Annotated in this window: 16 protein-coding genes; 3 read left to right on the top strand and 13 right to left on the bottom strand. The window is 70.0% G+C overall.

The annotated features are described in order from the left end of the window. The first annotated feature begins 28 nt into the window (after nt 1-28). Together HRL41_RS03365 and HRL41_RS03360 are read left to right on the top strand one after the other, a co-directional pair. The gene (locus HRL41_RS03365) at nt 29-481 is read left to right on the top strand and encodes a type II toxin-antitoxin system HicB family antitoxin (RefSeq protein ID WP_172135538.1); all 453 of its coding nucleotides are present in this window, start codon (nt 29-31) and stop codon (nt 479-481) included. A 188-nt stretch (nt 482-669) separates the two neighbouring features. Next, nucleotides 670-1,311, top strand: a complete 642-nt coding sequence (locus tag HRL41_RS03360; protein ID WP_172135537.1) for a flavodoxin family protein — start codon at nt 670-672, stop codon at nt 1,309-1,311. A 192-nt stretch (nt 1,312-1,503) separates the two neighbouring features. Here the strand turns inward: HRL41_RS03360 and lepA are convergent, their stop codons facing one another. Further along, nucleotides 1,504-3,312, bottom strand: coding sequence for a translation elongation factor 4 (lepA, locus tag HRL41_RS03355; RefSeq protein WP_172135536.1), 1,809 nt, complete (start codon nt 3,310-3,312; stop codon nt 1,504-1,506). Between the two features lie 437 nt (nt 3,313-3,749). On the opposite strand from lepA, the gene rpsT reads away from it, so the two are divergent. After that, complete coding sequence (gene rpsT / locus HRL41_RS03350; RefSeq protein ID WP_172135535.1) at nt 3,750-4,250, top strand: 30S ribosomal protein S20; 501 nt, start codon at nt 3,750-3,752, stop codon at nt 4,248-4,250. A gap of 198 nt (nt 4,251-4,448) precedes the next feature. Here rpsT and holA read toward each other — a convergent pair whose 3' ends face one another. The 12 genes from holA to carA form a co-directional block, all read right to left on the bottom strand. Further along, nucleotides 4,449-5,417 (bottom strand): DNA polymerase III subunit delta, encoded by a 969-nt coding sequence (gene holA / locus HRL41_RS03345; protein ID WP_172135534.1) that lies wholly within the window; start codon nt 5,415-5,417, stop codon nt 4,449-4,451. Between the two features lie 125 nt (nt 5,418-5,542). Then, on the bottom strand, nt 5,543-7,858 hold the full coding sequence (locus HRL41_RS03340) for a DNA internalization-related competence protein ComEC/Rec2 (RefSeq protein ID WP_172135533.1): 2,316 nt from the start codon (nt 7,856-7,858) through the stop codon (nt 5,543-5,545). 137 nt (nt 7,859-7,995) lie between these two features. Then, nucleotides 7,996-8,673 (bottom strand): ComEA family DNA-binding protein, encoded by a 678-nt coding sequence (locus HRL41_RS03335; RefSeq protein WP_172135532.1) that lies wholly within the window; start codon nt 8,671-8,673, stop codon nt 7,996-7,998. Nucleotides 8,674-8,992: 319 nt separating this feature from the next. Further along, the gene (gene thiI / locus HRL41_RS03330; protein ID WP_172135531.1) at nt 8,993-10,228 is read right to left on the bottom strand and encodes a tRNA uracil 4-sulfurtransferase ThiI; all 1,236 of its coding nucleotides are present in this window, start codon (nt 10,226-10,228) and stop codon (nt 8,993-8,995) included. Between the two features lie 203 nt (nt 10,229-10,431). Further along, nucleotides 10,432-10,692 carry a DNA-directed RNA polymerase subunit omega gene (locus HRL41_RS03325; RefSeq protein ID WP_165055942.1) on the bottom strand — a complete coding sequence of 87 codons (261 nt, stop codon included), beginning with the start codon at nt 10,690-10,692 and terminating at the stop codon, nt 10,432-10,434. 6 nt (nt 10,693-10,698) lie between these two features. Beyond that, nucleotides 10,699-11,271, bottom strand: a complete 573-nt coding sequence (gene gmk, locus HRL41_RS03320) for a guanylate kinase (protein WP_172135530.1) — start codon at nt 11,269-11,271, stop codon at nt 10,699-10,701. Between the two features lie 3 nt (nt 11,272-11,274). Further along, complete coding sequence (gene mihF / locus HRL41_RS03315; RefSeq protein WP_165171588.1) at nt 11,275-11,583, bottom strand: integration host factor, actinobacterial type; 309 nt, start codon at nt 11,581-11,583, stop codon at nt 11,275-11,277. 304 nt (nt 11,584-11,887) lie between these two features. After that, a complete protein-coding gene (gene pyrF, locus HRL41_RS03310) occupies nt 11,888-12,637 on the bottom strand; it encodes an orotidine-5'-phosphate decarboxylase (protein WP_165171590.1) in 750 nt (249 codons plus the stop codon). Next, entirely contained in the window at nt 12,631-13,587 is a 957-nt protein-coding gene (locus HRL41_RS03305; protein ID WP_172135529.1) for a dihydroorotate dehydrogenase, read from the bottom strand. The genes pyrF and HRL41_RS03305 overlap by 7 nt, the downstream gene beginning before the upstream one ends. Next, nucleotides 13,587-14,402 (bottom strand): dihydroorotate dehydrogenase electron transfer subunit, encoded by an 816-nt coding sequence (locus HRL41_RS03300; RefSeq protein WP_172135528.1) that lies wholly within the window; start codon nt 14,400-14,402, stop codon nt 13,587-13,589. The genes HRL41_RS03305 and HRL41_RS03300 overlap by 1 nt, the downstream gene beginning before the upstream one ends. Nucleotides 14,403-14,406: 4 nt before the next feature. Further along, nucleotides 14,407-17,634 (bottom strand): carbamoyl-phosphate synthase large subunit, encoded by a 3,228-nt coding sequence (carB, locus tag HRL41_RS03295; RefSeq protein ID WP_172135527.1) that lies wholly within the window; start codon nt 17,632-17,634, stop codon nt 14,407-14,409. Then, complete coding sequence (carA, locus tag HRL41_RS03290) at nt 17,634-19,010, bottom strand: glutamine-hydrolyzing carbamoyl-phosphate synthase small subunit (RefSeq protein ID WP_172135526.1); 1,377 nt, start codon at nt 19,008-19,010, stop codon at nt 17,634-17,636. Before carA ends, carB begins: the two co-directional genes overlap by 1 nt. Between the last annotated feature and the right edge of the window lie 69 nt (nt 19,011-19,079).

Genomic DNA, 19,079 nt, shown 5'->3' with positions numbered 1-19,079 from the left:
CTCCCCTTCGCGAAAGGAAGGATACGCCATGAAAAAGTACCTCTACGAGGCCGTAGTTACGCCGTGGAGCGGCGGGTGGGAGGCGGAGTTCCCTGATCTGGGCATCTGCACCCAGGGCGCCGACCTGTTCGACGCGGCCTTCATGGCGCAGGACCTCCTCGCGCTGTGGATCTCCCAAGCGCTGAGGGAAGGCCGCGCGCTGCCCGAGCCCCGCATGGACCACGAGGCGCCGGAGGGCGGACGCGTTATCGCCGTGGCCGTCGAGTGCAGCGCAGACGAGCCTGATGTCCCGACCATGACCGTGCAGGAGGCCGCTGACGCGCTCGGCATCAGCACCGCGCGGATCCACGCCTTGATCCGCGACGGCATCCTCGGCGCCGAGAAGGTGGGCAGCGCCCGCCTGGTGTCAACCTCCGACGTGATGGACTACTTCAACAGCCCCCGCAGCGCTGGCCGCCCCAAAAAGGCGGCGCTCGCCTAGGGCGAAGCCGCTGTCTTGCCTTCTTAACGTCCAAATCACCTGCGGGATGCCGTCGTCGCCTCACACGTGCGGCTATCAGGAGCGTGTCGCGCTCGACAGCGCTGAAAGAGCAGGAGCAGCATCCCAAGTTTGCTGCGCAAGCGCTACAATGGGCTTGGACGAAACAGCGACGAGAGACGAGGAGACGCATGAAGGTCCTGCTCATCAACGGAAGCCCGCGCCGGGAAGGCAACACGAACCGCGCGCTCGAGGAGGCGGCCGCCGCGCTGCGCGCCGAGGGCGTCGAGGCCGAGATCGCCTGGATCGGCAGCAAGCCGGTCCGCGGCTGCATCGCCTGCGGCGCCTGCGCGCGCAGCGGGGAGAGCCGCTGCGCGTTCGACGACGACTGCTGCAACGAGCTCATCGGGAAGGCCGCGGCGGCTGACGGCATCATCGTCGGCTCGCCCGTGTACTACGCGGGGGCCGCGGGCTCGCTCATCGCGCTGCTCGACCGCATGTTCTACGCCGGCGGGTCGCTCCTGCGCTTCAAGCCGGCCGCGGGCGTGGGCGTGGCGCGGCGCGCCGGCGCCGTGGAGGCGGCCGACCAGATCAACAAGTACTTCCAGATCAACTGCATGCCGGTGATCTCGAGCACCTACTGGGGCCTCGCCTACGGGCGCACCCCCGGCGAGGCGGAGCGCGACGGCGAGGGCCTGCACACCATGCGCCAGCTCGGCCGCAACATGGCCTGGATGCTGAAGAGCCTCGCCGCGGCGCGCGAGGCCGGCATCACGCCGCCCGAGATCGAGCCGAAGGTGATGACGAACTTCGTGAGGGACGACCTCGCCTAGCGCGAAACCGTATCCCCTCGCAGGGCGCGGCGGGAGCCCGGGCGGTGCTCACCAAGCGAGTTCCGCACGAGCCGGAAGCGCCGGCGGCGCTTCCGTGCGAGCAGGACTGTCCGAGCGACTGAGCTCTGCCCGGGCTCCCGCCGCGCCTCCCGGGACTGCTCAAGCCGCCAGCGGGCGGCGCCAGCTCGCAGGCTACTCGTCCACCTTCAGGATGGCCATGAACGCCTCCTGCGGCACCTCGACGCTGCCGATGGCCTTCATGCGCTTCTTGCCGGCCTTCTGCTTCTCGAGCAGCTTGCGCTTGCGCGAGATGTCGCCGCCGTAGCACTTCGCGAGCACGTCCTTGCGCTTCGCCTTCACGGTCTGGCGCGCGAGCACGCGCCCGCCGATGGCAGCCTGGATGGGCACCTCGAACATCTGGCGCGGGATGATCTCCTTGAGCTTCTCGCAGAGCACGCGCCCGCGGTCGTACGCCTTGTCGCGGTGCACGATGAACGACAGCGCGTCGATGGGCTTGCCTGACAGCAGGATGTCGAGCTTCACGAGGTCAGAGGGCTTGTAGCCCAGAAACTCGTAGTCGAGGCTCGCATATCCCTTCGTGTTGGACTTCAGCTTGTCGAAGAAGTCCATGATGAGCTCGGACAGGGGTATCTCCCAGAGCATCTCCACCGTGGTCGGCGACAGGTAGTTCATGGTGACGAAGGTGCCGCGGCGCGCCACCGTGAGGTCCATCACCGCGCCCACGTAGTCGGGCGGGATGAGCACCTTGGCCTTGAGGTAGGGCTCCTCGATGCGGTCGAGCTCGCCGGGGTCGGGCATCTCCTGCGGCGAGTGCAGCGACACGCACGCGCCCGTCCCCTTCCGAAACGCGTGGTACTCCACCGAGGGCGCCGTGGCCAGAAGGTCGAGGCCGAACTCGCGCTCGAGGCGCTCCTTGATGACCTCCATGTGGAGCAGGCCGAGGAAGCCCACGCGGAAGCCGAAGCCGAGGGCGTGCGACTTCTCGGGCTCCCAGATGAGCGCCGGGTCGTTGAGCGAGAGCTTCTCGAGCGCCTCCTTCAGGGGCTCGTACTGGTCGCCGTCGATGGGGAACAGGCCCGTGTACACCATGGGCTTGGCCTCGCGGTAGCCCGGCAGCGGCTCGTCCACGCCGCCCTCCATGAGCGTGATGGTGTCGCCCACCTTCACCTGGCGCACGTCCTTGAGGCCCGTGACCAAGTACCCCACCTCGCCGACGGAGAGGTCGGGCAGGGGCGTCTCCGCGGGGCGGCGCGCGCCCACCTCCTCCACGAGCACCTCGGTGCCCGTTGCCATCATGCGGATGCGGTCGCCCTTCCGCATGGAGCCGTCGACCACGCGCACGAGCGCCACCACGCCGCGGTAGGGGTCGAAGTAGCTGTCGAAGATGAGCGCGCGCAGGGGCGCCGTGGCGTCGCCCACGGGCGCGGGGATGTTGTACACCACGGCCTCGAGCAGGTCGTGCACGCCCTCCCCCGTCTTGCCGCTGGCCAGAACCGCGTCGTCGGCGGGGATCGCCAGGCCGTCCTCGATCTCGGCGCGCACGCGCTCGGGGTCGGCGGCGGGCAGGTCGATCTTGTTGATGAGCGGGATGATCTCCAAATCGGCGTTCATGGCCATCATGGCGTTGGCCACCGTCTGCGCCTCGACGCCCTGCGTGGCGTCCACCACGAGCACCGCGCCGTCGCACGCCGCCAGCGAGCGCGACACCTCGTAGGTGAAGTCGACGTGTCCCGGGGTGTCGATGAGGTTGAGCTGGTAGGTCTCGCCGTCGTCGGCCGTGTAGTTCACGCGCACGGCCTGGCTCTTGATGGTGATGCCGCGCTCGCGCTCGATGTCCATCGAGTCGAGCAGCTGCTCCTGCATGTCGCGCGCCGAGACCGTGCCCGTAAGCTCCAGGATGCGGTCGGACAGCGTGGACTTGCCGTGGTCGATGTGCGCGATGATGGAGAAGTTCCTGATGTGGGAGGGGTCGAAGCTCATGTATCTTCCTCTGGCGTGTTCCTCATGTAGGCGCGGGCTGGCTGCGCGCCTCGCCTGTCTCTTATGTCAGTCGAGACGCTATTGTATCGTGACATGCGCGATTTTTTTCACATTCTTCGTGCCTGCGCGCAATTTCTCTGGTATTCTACTGCCTTGCGTATTCAGCGATACGTGCGGGCATGCCGAGGCGTGCCCCATCCGCAGACGTGGCTGCACATGAGGATTCGAGTCGCTGGATGACCAAACGGTCGCAAGGCAGAAAATCCCGCCTGCCTTGAGCACGCTCCCTCTCTCTGAGCGAGCGTGCCCTTGCGCGCCTCTTCGCGCGCCCGTTGGCATCCTGCCCCTGAATCTTCACGTGCACCCACCTCCTGCAGCGCTGATGCGCCTGGTCGCTGACCACCTGCTCAACGCGTTGATTCACAAGGAGGATCGAAATGGCGAACATCAAGTCGCAGAAGAAGCGCATCATCACCAACGAGAAGGCGCGCATGCGCAACCGCGCCGTCAAGGCCGAGCTGAAGACGGCCACCCGCCACGTCAAGGACGCCGTGGCCGAGGGCAACGGCGCCGAGGCGTACGCCCGCGCGCTGGCCGCCTGCCGCCTCATGGACAAGGCCGTCTCCAAGGGCGTCATCCACAAGAACCAGGCCGCGAACCGCAAGAGCGGCATCATGGCGCTCGCCAACACCATCGTGACCGACGCCGACCGCGCTGCCTACGTGAAGCCCGAGCCCAAGAAGCAGGAGAAGACGGGCAGCAAGAAGGCCGCCGCGAAGGCCGCCCGCAAGGAGGCCATGGCCGCCGCTTCCGCCGAGAAGGCGAAGCGCCGCGAGGCCCACATGAAGGCCGTCAAGGCTGCCGAGGCCCGCAAGGCCAAGGAGGCCGAGGAGGCTGCCAAGGCCGAGGCCGCCGAGGCTGAGGAAGCGGCTGAGTAGCTTCATCGCGCCGAGCGGCACGCGCCCGCAGCAAGGTTGACGCAGGGCCCGCGACCATGAGTCGCGGGCCCTGTTTCGTTTGGGGAGCGCATGCGAGCGAGGGGCGCTCATGCAGGTGGGCGCGTGGGATGGCGCACTTGGGCGCGTGGGATGGCGTGCGGAGGGGCATGCGGCGCAAACGCGCTCGCAAGCTGCCGCCTAGCGCTTGAGGGTGGCGACGAGCCAGTCGCAGAAGGCCGCGTCCGGGTCGGCGCCGCTCTTCATGGCGCGCTCGGTGTCGCGGGCGGTGCAGATGGCGCGGCGCAGCTCGGATGAGGTGAACTGGCGCGCCCACGTGGCATGGTGCTTGCACTTCCAGTCTGGCATGCCGAGCGCGTGGGGAAGCTGCGCCACCGAGCCACGGCGCATGAGCGACTGCGCGCAGAGGAGCTCGCGCGTGCGGTTCACGCACATGGTGATGAGCGCGTGGGGCGACGCCGACTCCATCATCTGCAGGTAGCGCAGGCACTTCTTGAGGTCGCGCGCCGCGAACGCGTCGACGAGCTCCCACGGCTTCACCTCGGCTGTGCGCGCGACGAGCGAGATCACCTCGTTCTCGTTGACGGCGTCGCGGCCGCGGTGCGCCAGCGCGATCTTCTTGATCTCGTTGTCGAGGTGCACCGTGTTCTCGCCGACGAGCTCAACGAGCTTCGAGGCGGCGCCCTCGGTGAAGGTGACGCCGTGCGCGGTGGCCATGGCGCGCACCTGGCGCGGCAGCTCGTAGCGCTTCGGCGGCGTGCAGTCGATGACCGCGCTCTTGCCGACTGCGGCGACCGCCTTGTACAGGCGCGTGTTCCTCGCGAGCTTCTCGGCCTCCATCGCGAGCACCGTGGTGGGGCTCGGCGCCTTGAGGTAGGCCACCACCGCCTCGGAGTCGGCCTTCTTGAGCTTGTCGGCGTTGCGCACGTAGACGAGGCGCTTCTCGCTGGCGAAGGGCATGGTGTTGCACGCCGTGACGACGTCGGCGCCCGCGACCGCCTCGCCGTTGAGGTCCTCGGAGTTGAAGGAGAGGTCGCCGTACGCCTCCATGCGCGTGCGCAGGCGCGCGAGCACCGCCGCGCGCTTCAGCGCGTCCTCCCCCACCACCAGGTAGGCGGGGAGCAGCTCGGTGTTCTTCGGGGTTGTCATGCATCCCATTGTACCCGAAGCGCGGCGCCGTCCCGCAGGACAACGGCGAGGAACCTGAGAGGTGGCGAACGGGGCGGCAGAGGCTCGGCTCTTGCCGCGGGAAGCGAGCCGAGCCTCACCGCTTCTCATCCAGGGCGCTCGGTGGTGATGCGGAGGGAGCCCTTGGCGAAGGAGAGCCGGGCGTCACCCGTCTGGTCGGTCCTGATGATGCGCGCGCCTGCGGCCCCAAGGCGCGTGAGGGCCTCCTCGCTCGGATGGCCGTAGCGGTTGCGGGCGCCGCAGCTGATGAGCGCCACGCGCGGGGCGAGCGAGGCGGCGAGCTTCTCGGTGAGCGCGACGCGGGCGCCGTGGTGGCCCACCTTGAGGACGTCGACGCCGCGCAGGCCCTGCTCGTCCACGATGCGCTCCACTTGCTCGGACTCGGCGTCGCCGCAGAAGAGCGCCGTCCAGTCAGCCGCGCCGTCCCCGTCGGCGTCGAGCGAGGCGAGCACGCAGAGGCTGTCGGCGTTGCCGCCCTCGTCGGCGAACGCATGCGGCCAGACGGCCTTGAGCGTGAACCTCCCCACCTCCAAGGCGTCTCCCGGCTCCATGCCGCACACGCCCTGCGCGCCTGCGAGGCGCTCCGCCTGCAGGCGCAGGCGCTCGCAGGAAGCGCAGGGGCACGTGAGCACGCCCGCGGCGACGCACACGCGCCTCGTGTGCGCGACGCCCTCGAGCACTCCCATGCTGCCGCAGTGGTCGTCGTCGGCGTGCGACACGATGAGCGCGTCGACGCCGTAGACCCCGTTGCGCCCGAGCGCCCTGCGCAGGAGCGCGTCCTGGTTCCCCGTGTCCACGAGCACGGACGCGCCGCCGCTGCGCACGACGAAGGCGTCGCCCTGGCCGACGTCGAGCATGATGATCTCGTCGCCGCGGAAGGAGGGCGCTACCATCAGCATGAGCGCGAGCGCGGCGGCGAGGACGCCGCCGCCTGCGGCAAGCACGCGCAGGCGCGGCTGGGGCCAGGCGATCCAGAGCGTCGCGCACGCCGCCGCCGAGAGCATGACGGCAGGCGCCAGGGAGAGGTCCACGGCGACGCAGGCGTAGGGCAGGCGCGCCAGGAGGGCTACGAGCGCCTCGAGCGGCAGGCACGCCGCGCCCGCCGCCTCGACGGCGAGGGGCGCCGCCGCGGGAAACGCGCACGAGACGACGCCCGCGATGAGGCTCGCCACGCAGCCGAGCGTGAAGAGCGGTGCCGCGAGCACGTTGGCCGCGAGCCCGACGAGGGGAAGCTGTGCGAAGAGCGCCGCTGAGAAGGGCTGCGCGACCAGGTTCGACGCCGCGGTGAGCGCCAGGGGCTGCGCGAGCGCGCCCTGCAGGGCGCGCGGAAGCGGGGCGAGCCACGAGCGGAAGAGCCCCGCGAAGAGCACGATGCCGAGCACGGAGCCCGCCGAGAGGAAGAGCGACGCCGAGACAGACGCGGAGGGGTCGAGCGCGACGAAGGCCATGATGCTCAGCGCGAGCGCGTTGAGCGAGGAGGCGCGCCGCCCTGCCGCGGGCGCGACGAGGGCGAGCAGCACCATGGCCGCGGCGCGCACCGCTGAGAGCGGCACGCCCGCGAGCACGAGGTAGGCGCCCACCACGCCCGCGCTCAGCGCCAGGCGCGCAGGGCGGGGCGCATGCAGCGCGCCGAGCACCCATCCGAGCAGGGCGACGACGAGGGAGAGGTGCGCGCCCGACACCGCCACCAGATGCGCGAGCCCTGCCGCCTGGTAGCGCGCGTAGGCGCCTGAGTCCCTGACGGTGCCGCGGTACCCGCACGCGAGCGCCTGCAGGATGCCCGCCTGCGCGCCGCCGTAGGCCCCGAGCGCCCCGATGGCCTGCATGCGCAGGGCGCGGACGGGCGCGAGCGGACCTCTGTCCTCGAGCATCCGAGGCGACCTCGCGCGCGCCGTGGCGCACGCGCCCTCGCCCCAGAGGAAGGCCTGGCGCTCCTCGGGAGCCTCCTCGAGGGCGCACGTGGCCTCGAGCCTGCTGCCGGAGAGGAGCATCCCGGCATCCTCGCCGAGCATGAGGCTCACCTTCACGCGCGCGCCCGCACCATCCTGCGCCCACGCGAGCGCCTGCGCGCCGAAGGAGCCCGAGCGCGCGTCCTCGGCCAGCGTGAACGTCCACGTGCGCGCATTTCCGACGAGAGGCTCGGACGCAGCCCGCACGGCGTACGCGCCGCATCCGGCGCAGCAGGCGCCCAGGCAGAGCCCGAGCAGGACGCACCATATCGCCGCCCGACGCCGACGCGCCAGAAGCACGCCGCAGACGGCGGAGAACGCGGCGCCCGCCACGCCGAAGGCACCCGCCGCCGGCTTCGGAAGCGAGCCGAGCAGCGTGTAGGCGCCCGCGCAGGCGGCCCACAACGCGAGCGCGACCACGAGCAGCGGCGGCATGCTCGGCCTGGGCGGCACGCAACCCGCTGCTTCCGATCTGGGCGCCTTGCGATCCGCCTGATCCGCCGCCCCCGGCCTGGCCGCCCCAAAACCCGCAGCCCCCAAGCCGGGCGCCTCATGATCCGCCGCCCCCAGCTCGGGGGCCTCGCGGTCCGCTACCCCACGCATATGCGGTCTTTGAGGCCCTCGAACTTCTTGTCGCCGATGCCGGAGACGCGCTTGAGGTCCTCGATGGTCTTGAAGGGGCCGTTCGCCTCGCGGTCCTTGACGATCTTGAGCGCCGTGGCCTCGCCGACGCCGTCGAGCGTCACCAGCTGCGCCACGTCGGCCGTGTTGATGTTGACGCGCCCTCCCACCGCGCTTGCGGGCGGGGCGCCTGCGCCCCCTGCATCGGCGCTCGGGCTCGCGGCAGCAGCCGCCTGGTCAGCCGAGGGCACGATGATCTGCTCACCGTCGCTGAGCACGCGCGCGAGGTTCACCGCGTCATGCGCCGCGCCGTCGGCGAACCCGCCCGCCGCCTCGACGGCCTCGGTGACGCGCGCCCCCGCGGGCAGGTAGCACACGCCGGGGTGCGCCACGCACCCGCCCACGTGCACGCAGATCTGCGGCGCCTCCTCTGCGGCAGCCGAGGAAGAGGAGGCGATCTCGGAGGCTGAGGCGTCCGCTGAGCCCTTGACGATCTCGAAGGATGAGCCGCTTGCGCCAAGGGCGCCGAAAGCCACGCAGAGCACGATGAGCAGTGCGGACGCAAGAACGCCCGCGATGACCGCGGGCTTCGTCCCTCCCAGATGCAGGCGCACGCGCCACGAGTAAGCCGAGTCCTGGAATCCCATGCGCTCCCCTTCCCTCGTCTCCCAAGGACAGGGTAGCGGCGCCGTCGGGCAGAAGGACGACGGGAACGTGGCGGGGCCCTCGCGTGAGGGCCCCGCTCATCGGGCATGATCCAGGCGCGCCTGACGCGTCATGGCCGCACGCACACCGCACGTCGCTCGCGCTTCAGCTGCGCGCAGCTGACGCACGTGCCGCACCACAGCCGCATGCATCTGGCGCACTTGACGCGCCACGACCGCGCGCAGCTGACGCGCCTGCCGCATCGCGGCCGCATGCGCCGAGCGCGCCGGCCGCGTCGCCGCCTCACGCGTCAGCCATACGTCAAGCGCAGCTGACGTGCGCTGACGCCTCCTTCTTGCGGCGCTTGTAGGCCGCGCACGCGTAGTCGTGCGCCTCGGCGGCCTCGGAAAGCTCCTCGACCCACTGCTCGATCGGCAGCTGCGCCTCGGCGGCCTCGACGTCGGCGAGCTTCGCATGCGTCTCGGGGGCGCGCGGCATGAACAGCGTGCAGCAGTCGGGCGCGTCCTGCGAGGAGATCTCGAAGGTGCCCAAGCGCTGAGCCTGCTCGATGATCTCGATCTTGTCGGTGCCGATGAGCGGGCGGAACACCGGCAGGTCGACCGCGGCGTCGGTGGCGCGGATGTTGTCGAGCGTCTGCGAGGCCACCTGTCCCAGGCTCTCCCCCGTGACGAGCGCCCCGGCGCGCTCGCGGCGCGCCAGGCGCTCGGCCACCTTGAACATGAGGCGGCGGTACAGGATGATGCGCAGCGACGGCGGCGCGAGCACGGAGATCTCGCGCTGGCAGTCGCCGAAGGGCACCACGTACACGCGCGCGATGCAGCCCGTCTTCTCGAGCACGCGCGCGATGTCGTCGACGAGGAACTCCGAGGCGTCGGAGGTCTGCGGGCGCCCCGAGAAGTGCACGCCGACGCACACCGCGCCGCGCCGCGCCATGCGCCACAGGGCCACCGGCGAGTCGATGCCCGAGGACAGGAGGCTCACCACCACGCCCGAGCTCCCCACGGGCAGCCCGCCGATGCCGCGCACGCTGCGCGCGTACACGTACGCGGCGTTCTGCACCACCTCGACGCCGACCGTGACGTCGGGGTCCTTCATGCGCACCTTCTTCTCGGGGAACGCCTCGCACAGAACCGAGCCTATCTCGCGGTTCATGCACATGGAGTCGATGGCGAAGTCGGTGTGGTTGCGCCGCGCGCTCACCTTGAAGCTCTCGAAGCCGCCGGCCTCGGAGAGCGCCTCCCGCGCAGCCGTCCCCATGACGTCGAGGTCGCGCTCGCACTTGAAGCCGCACGACACGCGCGCCACACCCGGCACGCCGAGGATGGCGTCGGCGCACGCGTTCGCCGTGTCGTGGCTCGTGCCCTCCTTGAGGAACACGAGCAGGCGCCCGGCGATGCGGTGGATGGTCACCACGGGGAACGCGTCGAGCAGCGACTCCAGGTTGCGCAGAAGGCGCATCTCGAAGCTCGCGCGGTTATGCCCCTTGAGGCCGATCTCGTGGTAGTGGACCAGGACGATGCGTTGGAATTCCGGCATGTTGCACCTCGCAAAGGAAGAGAAGAAGGGAAAAGCGTCAGCCAAGCCAGCGCGAGGGCCCCTGACCGCTCAGATGCCGCGGAAGCGCTTCGGTCGCATAAGCTGTGCGCGAAGCGCTCAAGGCGAGCAGCTGGGCGGTCAGGGGCCCTCGCAGCGTCGAGCGGCTTCGCTGCCTCGTCAGCAGCGAAGCCGGCTAGCGGTTGCTAGTGGTTCTTGGCGTCGATGGACTCGGGGTCGTAGGAGACCTCTTCGCGGGCGATCTCGGTGAAGGCCATCGAGAGCGGCTTCTTGTCCGCCGCGCGCGCGATCTCCACGGCGGTCTGCAGCTGGATGGCGCGATCGCGCTGCCCGCGCATCATGTCGTTGATGTCATGCGCGCGCTTGGAGGCCAAGGCGCACAGCAGGAAGCGGTCGTTCTCGGTTTCGTTCAGCAGAACGTCGATCTCAGGTTCGATAATGCTCATAGACTGTTATCCTCGCGGGTTGTCGGCTTGCTCGTTCACATATGCGACCAGCTCGCCCAAGGCAAGCTCAAGGTCGTCGTTTACCAGCCGTATATCATACTCCATTTTGCGGGAAAGCTCCACCACGGCCGCGTCAAGGCGTGATTTGACCGCCTCTTCGGCCTCGGTGCCGCGCCCGCGCAGGCGCTGCTCGAGCACCTCGAGCGAGGGCGGCTCGATGAACACGAGGTGCGCGGAGGGCATCTTCTCGCGCACCTGGAAGGCCCCCTGCACGTCGATCTCGAGGATGACCTGGTCGCCTGCGGCCATGTGCTCCTCGACCGAGGCGCGCGGCGTGCCGTAGCAGTTGCCTGCGTAGCGCGCCCACTCCAGAAGCCCGCCCTCGCGCGCGAGCCGCATGAACTCGTCCTCGGACTTGAAGAAGTAGTGCACGCCCTCTGCTTCCCCGTCGCGCGGGGCGCGCGTGGTGGCCGAGACGGACACCCACGCGTCAGGCACGGCTTCGAGCAGGCGGGCCACCAGCGTGCCCTTGCCGGCACCTGACGGCCCTGAGATGACGAAGAGGTTGCCGCGCCGCATGAACTAGCCCAGGCGCTCCAGCAGGGCGGTGCGCTGACGGTCGCCCAAGCCGCGCAGGCGGCGGCTCTCGGCGATCTGGAGCTCCCTCATGACCTTCTCAGCCTTGGCCTTGCCGTAGCCCGGAAGCGTCTCGATGAGCGTGGACACCTTCATGCGGCCCACGATGGGGTCCTCCTTCATGTCGAGCACCTGCTCGATCGTGAGCTTGCCCGACTTCAGGTCCTCGCGGACCTCGGCGCGCTTGATGCGGGCGGCCTTCGCCTTCTCAAGGGCTTCCGCACGTGCTTCAGGGCTGAGTTGGGGGATAGCCATGAATCTGTCTCCTTCTTCTTTCACCAAACTCGGATTGCAGGTTACGTGGTCCCGGCGGGCGCACGTCAGTACGTGAAATGCCTGCTTGAGGCCGCTTAGTGCGCCACGTGCGCGCCCTTGGGCAACTCAAGCGCCCATATTATGGATGAATCAGGTGTTGAACTGGGAAAATTAACATTTCCATCACAAATCCTCTACAGGTGGAGCCCTCCTGCGCGAAAAGGAGCCCCGCGCGGGAGGGCAGGCCCTCGTCCCGCGCGGGGCTCAGCAGGCGAGAAGGCGCGGCCGGCGCCGAGGGAGGCGCCTAGCCCTCGAGCTCGGCCGCGATGGCGTCGAAGGCCGCGGCGGGGTCGGGCGCCTGCGTGATGGGGCGGCCGACGACGATGTGCGACGCGCCCGCGGCGAACGCCTCGGCCGGCGTGGCCACGCGGCTCTGGTCCCCCAGCGCGGCGCCGGCGGGGCGCACGCCGGGCGTGACGATGAACGCGTCCGGGCCCAGAAGCTCGCGCAGGGCCGCCGCCTCCTGCGGCGAGGCAACCACGCCGGAGATGCCGGCGTTGCGCGCGAGGTCGGCCAGGGCGAGCACCTGGTCGCGCAGGGGGCGCGTCACGCCCGTGGAGGCCAGGGCCTCGTCGTCCATCGAGGTCAGCACCGTGATGCCGAGCGTCGCCGGCACGGAGGCGCCGATCTCGGCCGCGCCCGCCACCGCGCCGCGCTGAGCCGCCTGCATCATGGCCAGGCCGCCCACCGTGTGCATGGTGATCATGTCGGCGCCGCTCGCCGCAGCCGAGCGCGCCGCGCCCTCGATCTGGTGCGGGATGTCGTGGAACTTGAGGTCAAGGAACACCTTGAAGCCGCGGCGCTTGAACATCTGGATGATGGCCGGGCCCTCGGCGTAGTACAGCGTCATGCCCACCTTGACCCAGGACGCCTTCCCCACCAGGGCGTCGGCCATGACGATGGCCTCCCAGGCGGCGTTGCAGTCGAGCGCGACGATGACGCGGTCGCGCTGGGGCAGCTCGCGGAAGTTGGGGTTGAGGTCGTTCGTTAGCATTGAAGCGCTCCTATCAGCTCGTTGACGTCCGAAACGCCCTGCTCTTCGCAGTAGTCGATGATGCCGTCGATCACGTCGACGGTCGCGCGCGGGTTCATGAAGTTCGCCGTGCCCACCGCCACCGCCGTGGCGCCGGCCAGCATGAACTCCACGGCGTCGGTCCCGGTGGTGACGCCGCCCATGCCGAGGATCGGCACCTTCACGGCGTTGTGGCACTGCCACACCATGCGCAGGGCCACGGGCTTCACGGCCGGGCCCGAGAAGCCGCCCACCACGCGCGCGAGCTGCGGGCGGCGCCGGCGCGCGTCGATCGCCATGCCGAGCAGCGTGTTGATGAGCGAGATGGCGTCCGCGCCCGCCGCCTCGGCCGCGCGGGCGATCTCGGTGACGTCGGTGACGTTCGGCGTGAGCTTCACGATGAGCGGGCGTGCCGTCGCCGCGCGGCAGAGCGACACCACCTTCTCGACGCTCGGCACGTGGCAGCCCATGGTCATGCCGCCCGCGTCCACGTTCGGGCACGAGATGTTCACCTCGTACGCGTCCACCGGCGCGTCCTCGAGCGCCTCGATCACGGACACGTACTCGTCGAAGCTGTGCCCCGACACGTTCACGATGGTGGTGGCGCCCACCTCGGCGAGCCACGGCAGCTCATGCTCCTTGAGGTGCGCCACGCCGGGGTTCTGCAGCCCGATGGAGTTGAGCATGCCCGAGGGCACCTCGGCGATGCGCGGGGAGGCGTTGCCCTCCCAGCCGTGCAGCGACACGCCCTTCGTGGTGACGGCGCCGAGGGACGCCACGTCCACGAAGTCGTGGTACTCGCGCCCCGCGGCGAACGTGCCGGAGGCCGTGGTCACGGGGTTTCTCATGGCAAGCCCGCCCAGGTTGACGGCCAGGCTCACGCTCGTGGCGCGCGGGGCGCGCGCCGCCTTCTGCTCGTTTCGCTCGTCCATTACCACATCAGCTCCTCTGCGGGAAACACCGGGCCGTCGACGCAGGAGCGCTTCTTCCCCGCGCGCGTGTCCACCACGCACGACAGGCACGCGCCGATGCCGCAGGCCATGCGCTTCTCCATGGACACCTCGCAGGGCACGCCGGATTGAGCCGCCATGCCCGCCACGATCCTCATGAGCGGCTCGGGGCCGCATACGGCCACGTAGTCGTAGGGCTCGCCCGCCGCGTCCGCCTCGGCGAGGGCCTCCTCGACGAGCGACGTGCAGAAGCCCGCGCGCCCGAAGCTGCCGTCGTCGGTGGCGCAGCGCGCGCCCGCGCACCCGCAGGACGCGCCGGTCGCGAGCAGCTCCTCGTAGCGCCCGCGGCACGCGAGCGCCGACTCCGTCTGCGCGCCCAGGACCACGTCGGTGCGCACGCCGGCGCCCACGAGCTGCTCGGCCAGCATGAACAGGGGCGCCGCCCCCACGCCGCCGCCGACCAGGAGGGCGCGCCGAGCCGAGGCGGGCGGCTGCCAGCCGCGCCCGACCGGGCCCATGAGCTCGCAGGCGAGGTCCTCCCTAAGCGTGGTCATGTGGTCGGTGCCGGCGCCCACCACCTGGTAGAGCACCTCCACCGTGCCCGCCTGCACGTCGCGCGCGTAGATCGAGAACGGGCGGCGCAGGATGCGCTCGGGCATGAGCGGCACCCTCATGTGCACGAACTGCCCCGGCTCGACCGTCGCAGCGATCGCGGGCGCCTCGAGCTCCATGAGCCACAGCCGCGGCCCCACGCACGCGTTCGCCAGGATGCGCGCCTTCTCATTCACCAAGGTCATGTCGTTATCCTCTCCACTGGGGAAGGTCCTGCAGCGCGATCACGTCGAGGCCGGAGTGGCGCATGAACTCCATGCCGGCGACCATGGCCTGCGCCCCGGCGAGCGTGGTCACGTAGGTGACGCCGTGGCGCACGGCGGCCGCGCGCATCTCGTAGCCGTCGCCGCGCGTGGCGGTGCCGAACGGCGTGTTGATGAGCAGCGACACCTCGCCGGCGGCGATGCGGTCGATGATCGACGTGCCGCCCTCGTGGATCTTGCCCACCTCCTCGCACTCGATGCCCACGGCGCGCAGCGCCCGCGCCGTGCCGGTGGTGGCCACGATCTTGAAGCCCAAGCGCGCGATGTCGCGGGCGATGGGCACCATGTTGCGCTTGTCGCGGTCGTTCACCGAGATGAACGCGACGCCGTCCTGGGGCAGCTCGTAGCTGATGGCGAGCTGGGTCTTGGTGTAGGCGGCCGGGAAGTTGCGGGCGATGCCCATGACCTCGCCGGTCGACTTCATCTCGGGGCCCAAGACCACGTCGGCGCCGGGGAAGCGGCCGAACGGCATGACGGCCTCCTTCACGCTGAAGTGGTCGAGCCGGCGGTCGTCGGCCGGCAGGCCCAGGTCGGCGAGCTTCTCCCCCGCCATGATGCGCGCTGCCACCTTCGCGAGCGGCACGCCCGTGGCCTTCGACACGAACGGCACCGTGCGGCTCGCGCGCGGGTTCGCCTCGATCACGTAGATCACCGTGTCCTTGATGGCGAACTGGATGTTGATGAGGCCCACCACGCCGAGGCGCAGCGCGAGCTGGCGCGCGATGGAGCGCAGGCGCGCCTGCACGGCCTCGGACAGGGCGAACGGCGGCGTGCAGCAGGCCGAGTCGCCCGAGTGGATGCCGGCCATCTCGATGTGCTCGAGGATGCCGCCCACGAAGACCTCCTCGCCGTCGCAGAGCGCGTCGAGGTCGAGCTCGACGGCGCCCTCGAGGAAGCGGTCGAGGTACACCGGGTGGTCAGGCGAGATCTTCGCAGCCTCGCCCATGTACTTCTCCAGCTGCGCGCCGTCGTACACGATGGCCATGCCGCGGCCGCCGAGCACGTAGGAGGGGCGCACGAGCAGCGGGAACCCGATCTGGTCGGCCACGGCGCACGCCTCCTCGAACGTGGAGGCCATGCCCGCCGCCGGGTACGTGATGCCCAGCTCGTCGAGGATGGCGGAGAAGCGGTCGCGGTCCTCGGCGAGGTCGATGGCCTCGGGCGAGGTGCCCATCACGTGCACGCCCGCCGCCTCGAGGGCGCGCGCGAGCTTCAAGGGCGTCTGGCCGCCGAGCGTGACCACCACACCGTCGGGCTGCTCCACGTCGATGACGTCCATGACGTCCTCGAAGGTGAGCGGCTCGAAGTAGAGCTTGTCGGAGGTGTCGTAGTCGGTCGAGACGGTCTCGGGGTTGCAGTTCACCATGATCGTCTCGAAGCCCGCCTCGGCGAGCGCGTAGGACGCGTGCACGCAGCAGTAGTCGAACTCGATGCCCTGGCCGATGCGGTTCGGGCCCGCGCCCAGGATCATCGCGCGCTTGCGCGTCTTCGGCGCCACCTCGGACTCGTCGGCGTCGTAGGTCTTGTAGTGGTAGGCCGTGGAGCTGGCGAACTCGGCCGCGCAGGTGTCGACCGTCTTGAACGCCGGGCGCACGCCGAGCATCTTGCGGCAGGTGCGCACGGTGAGCTCGTCGGAGCCGGTGAGGTGGGCGATCTGGGCGTCCGAGACGCCGTAGCGCTTCGCCACGCGGAACGCGTCGGCGTCGAGCTCGTCGAGCCTCATGCCGCGCAGGGCCTCCTGCACGGCGACCATGTCGGCGATGCGCGCGACGAAGAAGGGATCGATGCGCGTGACCTCGCAGACGCGCTCGGCGCTCCAGCCGCGGCGCAGCGCCTCGGCGACGAAGAAGATGCGCTCAGCCGTGGGGCGGTGCACCAGGTCCTCGAAGTCGTCGAAGGAGCCGCCCTCGATGCCCTTGCCGTCGTCGCCGAGGCCGGCGCGGCTGTTCTCGAGCGAGCGCATGGCCTTGCCGAGCGCCTCCTCGAAGGTGCGGCCGATGGCCATGATCTCGCCGACCGCCTTCATGCGGGTGGACAGCGTGTCGTCGGTGCCGGCGAACTTCTCGAACGCGAAGCGCGGCACCTTCACGACGCAGTAGTCGATGGAGGGCTCGAAGCACGCGGGCGTGGCCTTCGTGATGTCGTTGGTTATCTCGTCGAGCGTGTAGCCCACGGCGAGCTTCGCCGCCGCCTTCGCGATGGGGAACCCGGTGGCCTTCGACGCGAGCGCCGAGGAGCGCGACACGCGCGGGTTCATCTCGATGATGACCATGCGGCCGTTTCGCGGGTTGACGGCGAACTGCACGTTCGAGCCGCCCGTCTCCACGCCGATCTTCTCCAGGATGGCGAGCGACGCCACGCGCATGCGCTGGTACTCCACGTCGGAGAGCGTCTGGGCCGGCGCCACCGTGATGGAGTCGCCCGTGTGCACGCCCATGGGGTCGAAGTTCTCGATGGAGCAGATGATGATGCCGTTGCCGGCCCGATCGCGCATGACCTCCATCTCGAACTCTTTCCAGCCCTCGATGGACTCCTCCACGAGCACCTCGCCCGCCGGCGAGAGCTCGAGGCCCTGGCTCACGATGAGGCGCAGCTCGTCGAGGTCGTGCGCGATGCCGCCGCCCGCGCCGCCGAGCGTGAACGAGGGGCGCAGCACCACGGGGAAGCCGAGGTCGGCCACGATGGCCTCGGCGTCGGCCACCGAGTAGGCGTAGCCGCTGCGCGCGGTCTCGATGCCGAGCTCCTCCATGCACTCGTTGAAGAGCTTGCGGTCCTCACCTCGCTCGATGGCCGCCAGGTCGCAGCCGATCATCTCGACGCCGTACTTGTCGAGCACGCCGGACTTCGCGAGCTCCACGGCCGTGTTCAGGCCCGTCTGCCCGCCGAGGGTGGGAAGCAGCGCGTCGACCTTCTCGCGCGCGATCACCTTCTCCACGAACTCGGGCGTGATGGGCTCCACGTAGGTGCGGTCGGCCAGCTCGGGGTCGGTCATGATGGTGGCCGGGTTGGAGTTCACGAGCACCACGCGGTAGCCGTCGGCCTTGAGCACCTTGCACGCCTGCGCGCCCGAGTAGTCGAACTCGCATGCCTGGCCGATGACGATGGGGCCCGATCCGATGACGAGGATGGACTTGATGTCTTCACGTTTCGGCATTACTCGCTCACCTTGCCTTCGCCTGCGTTGCCTAAGCCCTCTTCGCGCGCATCGCCCGCGAACGTCCAGCCCTCGAGGCGGTCGGCCGCGATGTCGATGTCGAGGTAGTCCTCGCGCCCGTCCATCAGGCGCGTGAACGCCGTGAACAGGTAGTGCGCGTCAGTCGGCCCGGGCGAGGCCTCGGGGTGGTACTGCACCGAGAACGCGGGGACGTCCAGAAACGCGATGCCCTCGGCGGTGCCGTCGTTGAGGTTCACGTGCGTGAGCTGGATGCGCCCGAACTTCTCGTTGCGCACCACCGGCGCGCACTGGGCGCGCGCCCAGAAGCGCAGGTCGTCCTCATGCCCCTTGAAGCCCTCGGAGAGCTCCGGCACGAGCGGCCCCAGGCTCGGCCACACCAGGCCGAAGCCGTGGTTCTGCGCCGTGATCTCCACGCGCCCCGTGCGCAGGTTCATGACCGGCTGGTTGCCGCCGCGATGCCCGAACTTGAGCTTCTCGATCGACGCGCCCGCGGCCTTCGAGATCATCTGGTGCCCCAGGCAGATGCCGAACACCGGGACCTTGCCCAGAAGCTGCTCGACCTGCGCGTACGTGCCCTCGACGGCCTCGGGGTCGCCGGGCCCGTTCGAGAGGAACACCCCGTCGGGCTCCATCGCCAGCACCTCGGGCGCCGGCGTGTCCCACGGCACCACGGTGAGGTCGCAGCCCACGCGCACGAGGTTCTCGAAGATGGAGCGCTTCGCGCCGCAGTCGTACGCCACCACGCGGTAGCGCTTGGGGGCGGGGGGCTCGACGGCGAAGGCGTGGCTGGCCGGCACCGAGTCGAAGGCGTGAACCGCCTCGCACGACACCGTGGCCGCCAGGTTCACGCCCACGATGGACGCGCTCTCGCACACCTTGGAGAGCAGGCTCTCCGCGCTGGCGTCCTCGGTGGAGAGCACCGCGCGCTGCGCGCCGTGGTCGCGCACGTGGCGCACGAGCGCGCGCGTGTCGACGCCCTCGACGGCCACCACGTTGTTCTTGGCGAGGAACTCGGGCAGGCTCATCTCGCTGCGCCAGTTGGACGGCGTGGCGCACATGTCGCGCACCACGAGCCCGCGCAGGGCGGGCGCGTCAGACTGGCAGTCGTCCAGGTTCACGCCGTAGTTGCCGATCTGCGGGTAGGTCATGGTGACGATCTGGCCCGCGTAGGACGGGTCGGTGATCACCTCGAGGTAGCCCTCGAGCGACGTGTTGAAGCAGATCTCCCCGAACACCTCCCCTCGCGCCGCGCAGGCGGTTCCCTTGAAAACCGCGCCGTCTTCCAATACGAGGAGAGCCGGCGTGCCGGCGGGCTTGGACGTGCCCGCGAGCAGTCGCTCGCTTGTCTCGCTCATGCGCTACCCTTTCCCTCTCACAGCGGGGCCGGGCTCGTGCCCGGCCCCGCCGAACTACTCATGTGCCGC

The sequence above is a fragment of the Adlercreutzia sp. ZJ473 genome (assembly GCF_013185065.1).
Taxonomy (GTDB): Bacteria; Actinomycetota; Coriobacteriia; order Coriobacteriales; family Eggerthellaceae; genus CAAEEV01.
Note: the sequence above shows the minus strand (reverse complement) of the source record. Positions and strands in the feature narration are given on the sequence as shown.

Bases quoted from the DNA above. Each gene is read 5' to 3' on its own strand.
- HRL41_RS03365 (WP_172135538.1), top strand. From the start codon at position 29: ATGAAAAAGTACCTCTACGAGGCCGTAGTTACGCCGTGGAGCGGCGGG.
- HRL41_RS03360 (WP_172135537.1), top strand. From the start codon at position 670: ATGAAGGTCCTGCTCATCAACGGAAGCCCGCGCCGGGAAGGCAACACG.
- lepA (WP_172135536.1), bottom strand. From the start codon at position 3,312: ATGAGCTTCGACCCCTCCCACATCAGGAACTTCTCCATCATCGCGCAC.
- rpsT (WP_172135535.1), top strand. From the start codon at position 3,750: ATGGCGAACATCAAGTCGCAGAAGAAGCGCATCATCACCAACGAGAAG.
- holA (WP_172135534.1), bottom strand. From the start codon at position 5,417: ATGACAACCCCGAAGAACACCGAGCTGCTCCCCGCCTACCTGGTGGTG.
- HRL41_RS03335 (WP_172135532.1), bottom strand. From the start codon at position 8,673: ATGGGATTCCAGGACTCGGCTTACTCGTGGCGCGTGCGCCTGCATCTG.
- thiI (WP_172135531.1), bottom strand. From the start codon at position 10,228: ATGCCGGAATTCCAACGCATCGTCCTGGTCCACTACCACGAGATCGGC.
- HRL41_RS03325 (WP_165055942.1), bottom strand. From the start codon at position 10,692: ATGAGCATTATCGAACCTGAGATCGACGTTCTGCTGAACGAAACCGAG.
- gmk (WP_172135530.1), bottom strand. From the start codon at position 11,271: ATGCGGCGCGGCAACCTCTTCGTCATCTCAGGGCCGTCAGGTGCCGGC.
- mihF (WP_165171588.1), bottom strand. From the start codon at position 11,583: ATGGCTATCCCCCAACTCAGCCCTGAAGCACGTGCGGAAGCCCTTGAG.
- pyrF (WP_165171590.1), bottom strand. From the start codon at position 12,637: ATGCTAACGAACGACCTCAACCCCAACTTCCGCGAGCTGCCCCAGCGC.
- HRL41_RS03305 (WP_172135529.1), bottom strand. From the start codon at position 13,587: ATGGACGAGCGAAACGAGCAGAAGGCGGCGCGCGCCCCGCGCGCCACG.
- HRL41_RS03300 (WP_172135528.1), bottom strand. From the start codon at position 14,402: ATGACCTTGGTGAATGAGAAGGCGCGCATCCTGGCGAACGCGTGCGTG.
- carB (WP_172135527.1), bottom strand. From the start codon at position 17,634: ATGCCGAAACGTGAAGACATCAAGTCCATCCTCGTCATCGGATCGGGC.
- carA (WP_172135526.1), bottom strand. From the start codon at position 19,010: ATGAGCGAGACAAGCGAGCGACTGCTCGCGGGCACGTCCAAGCCCGCC.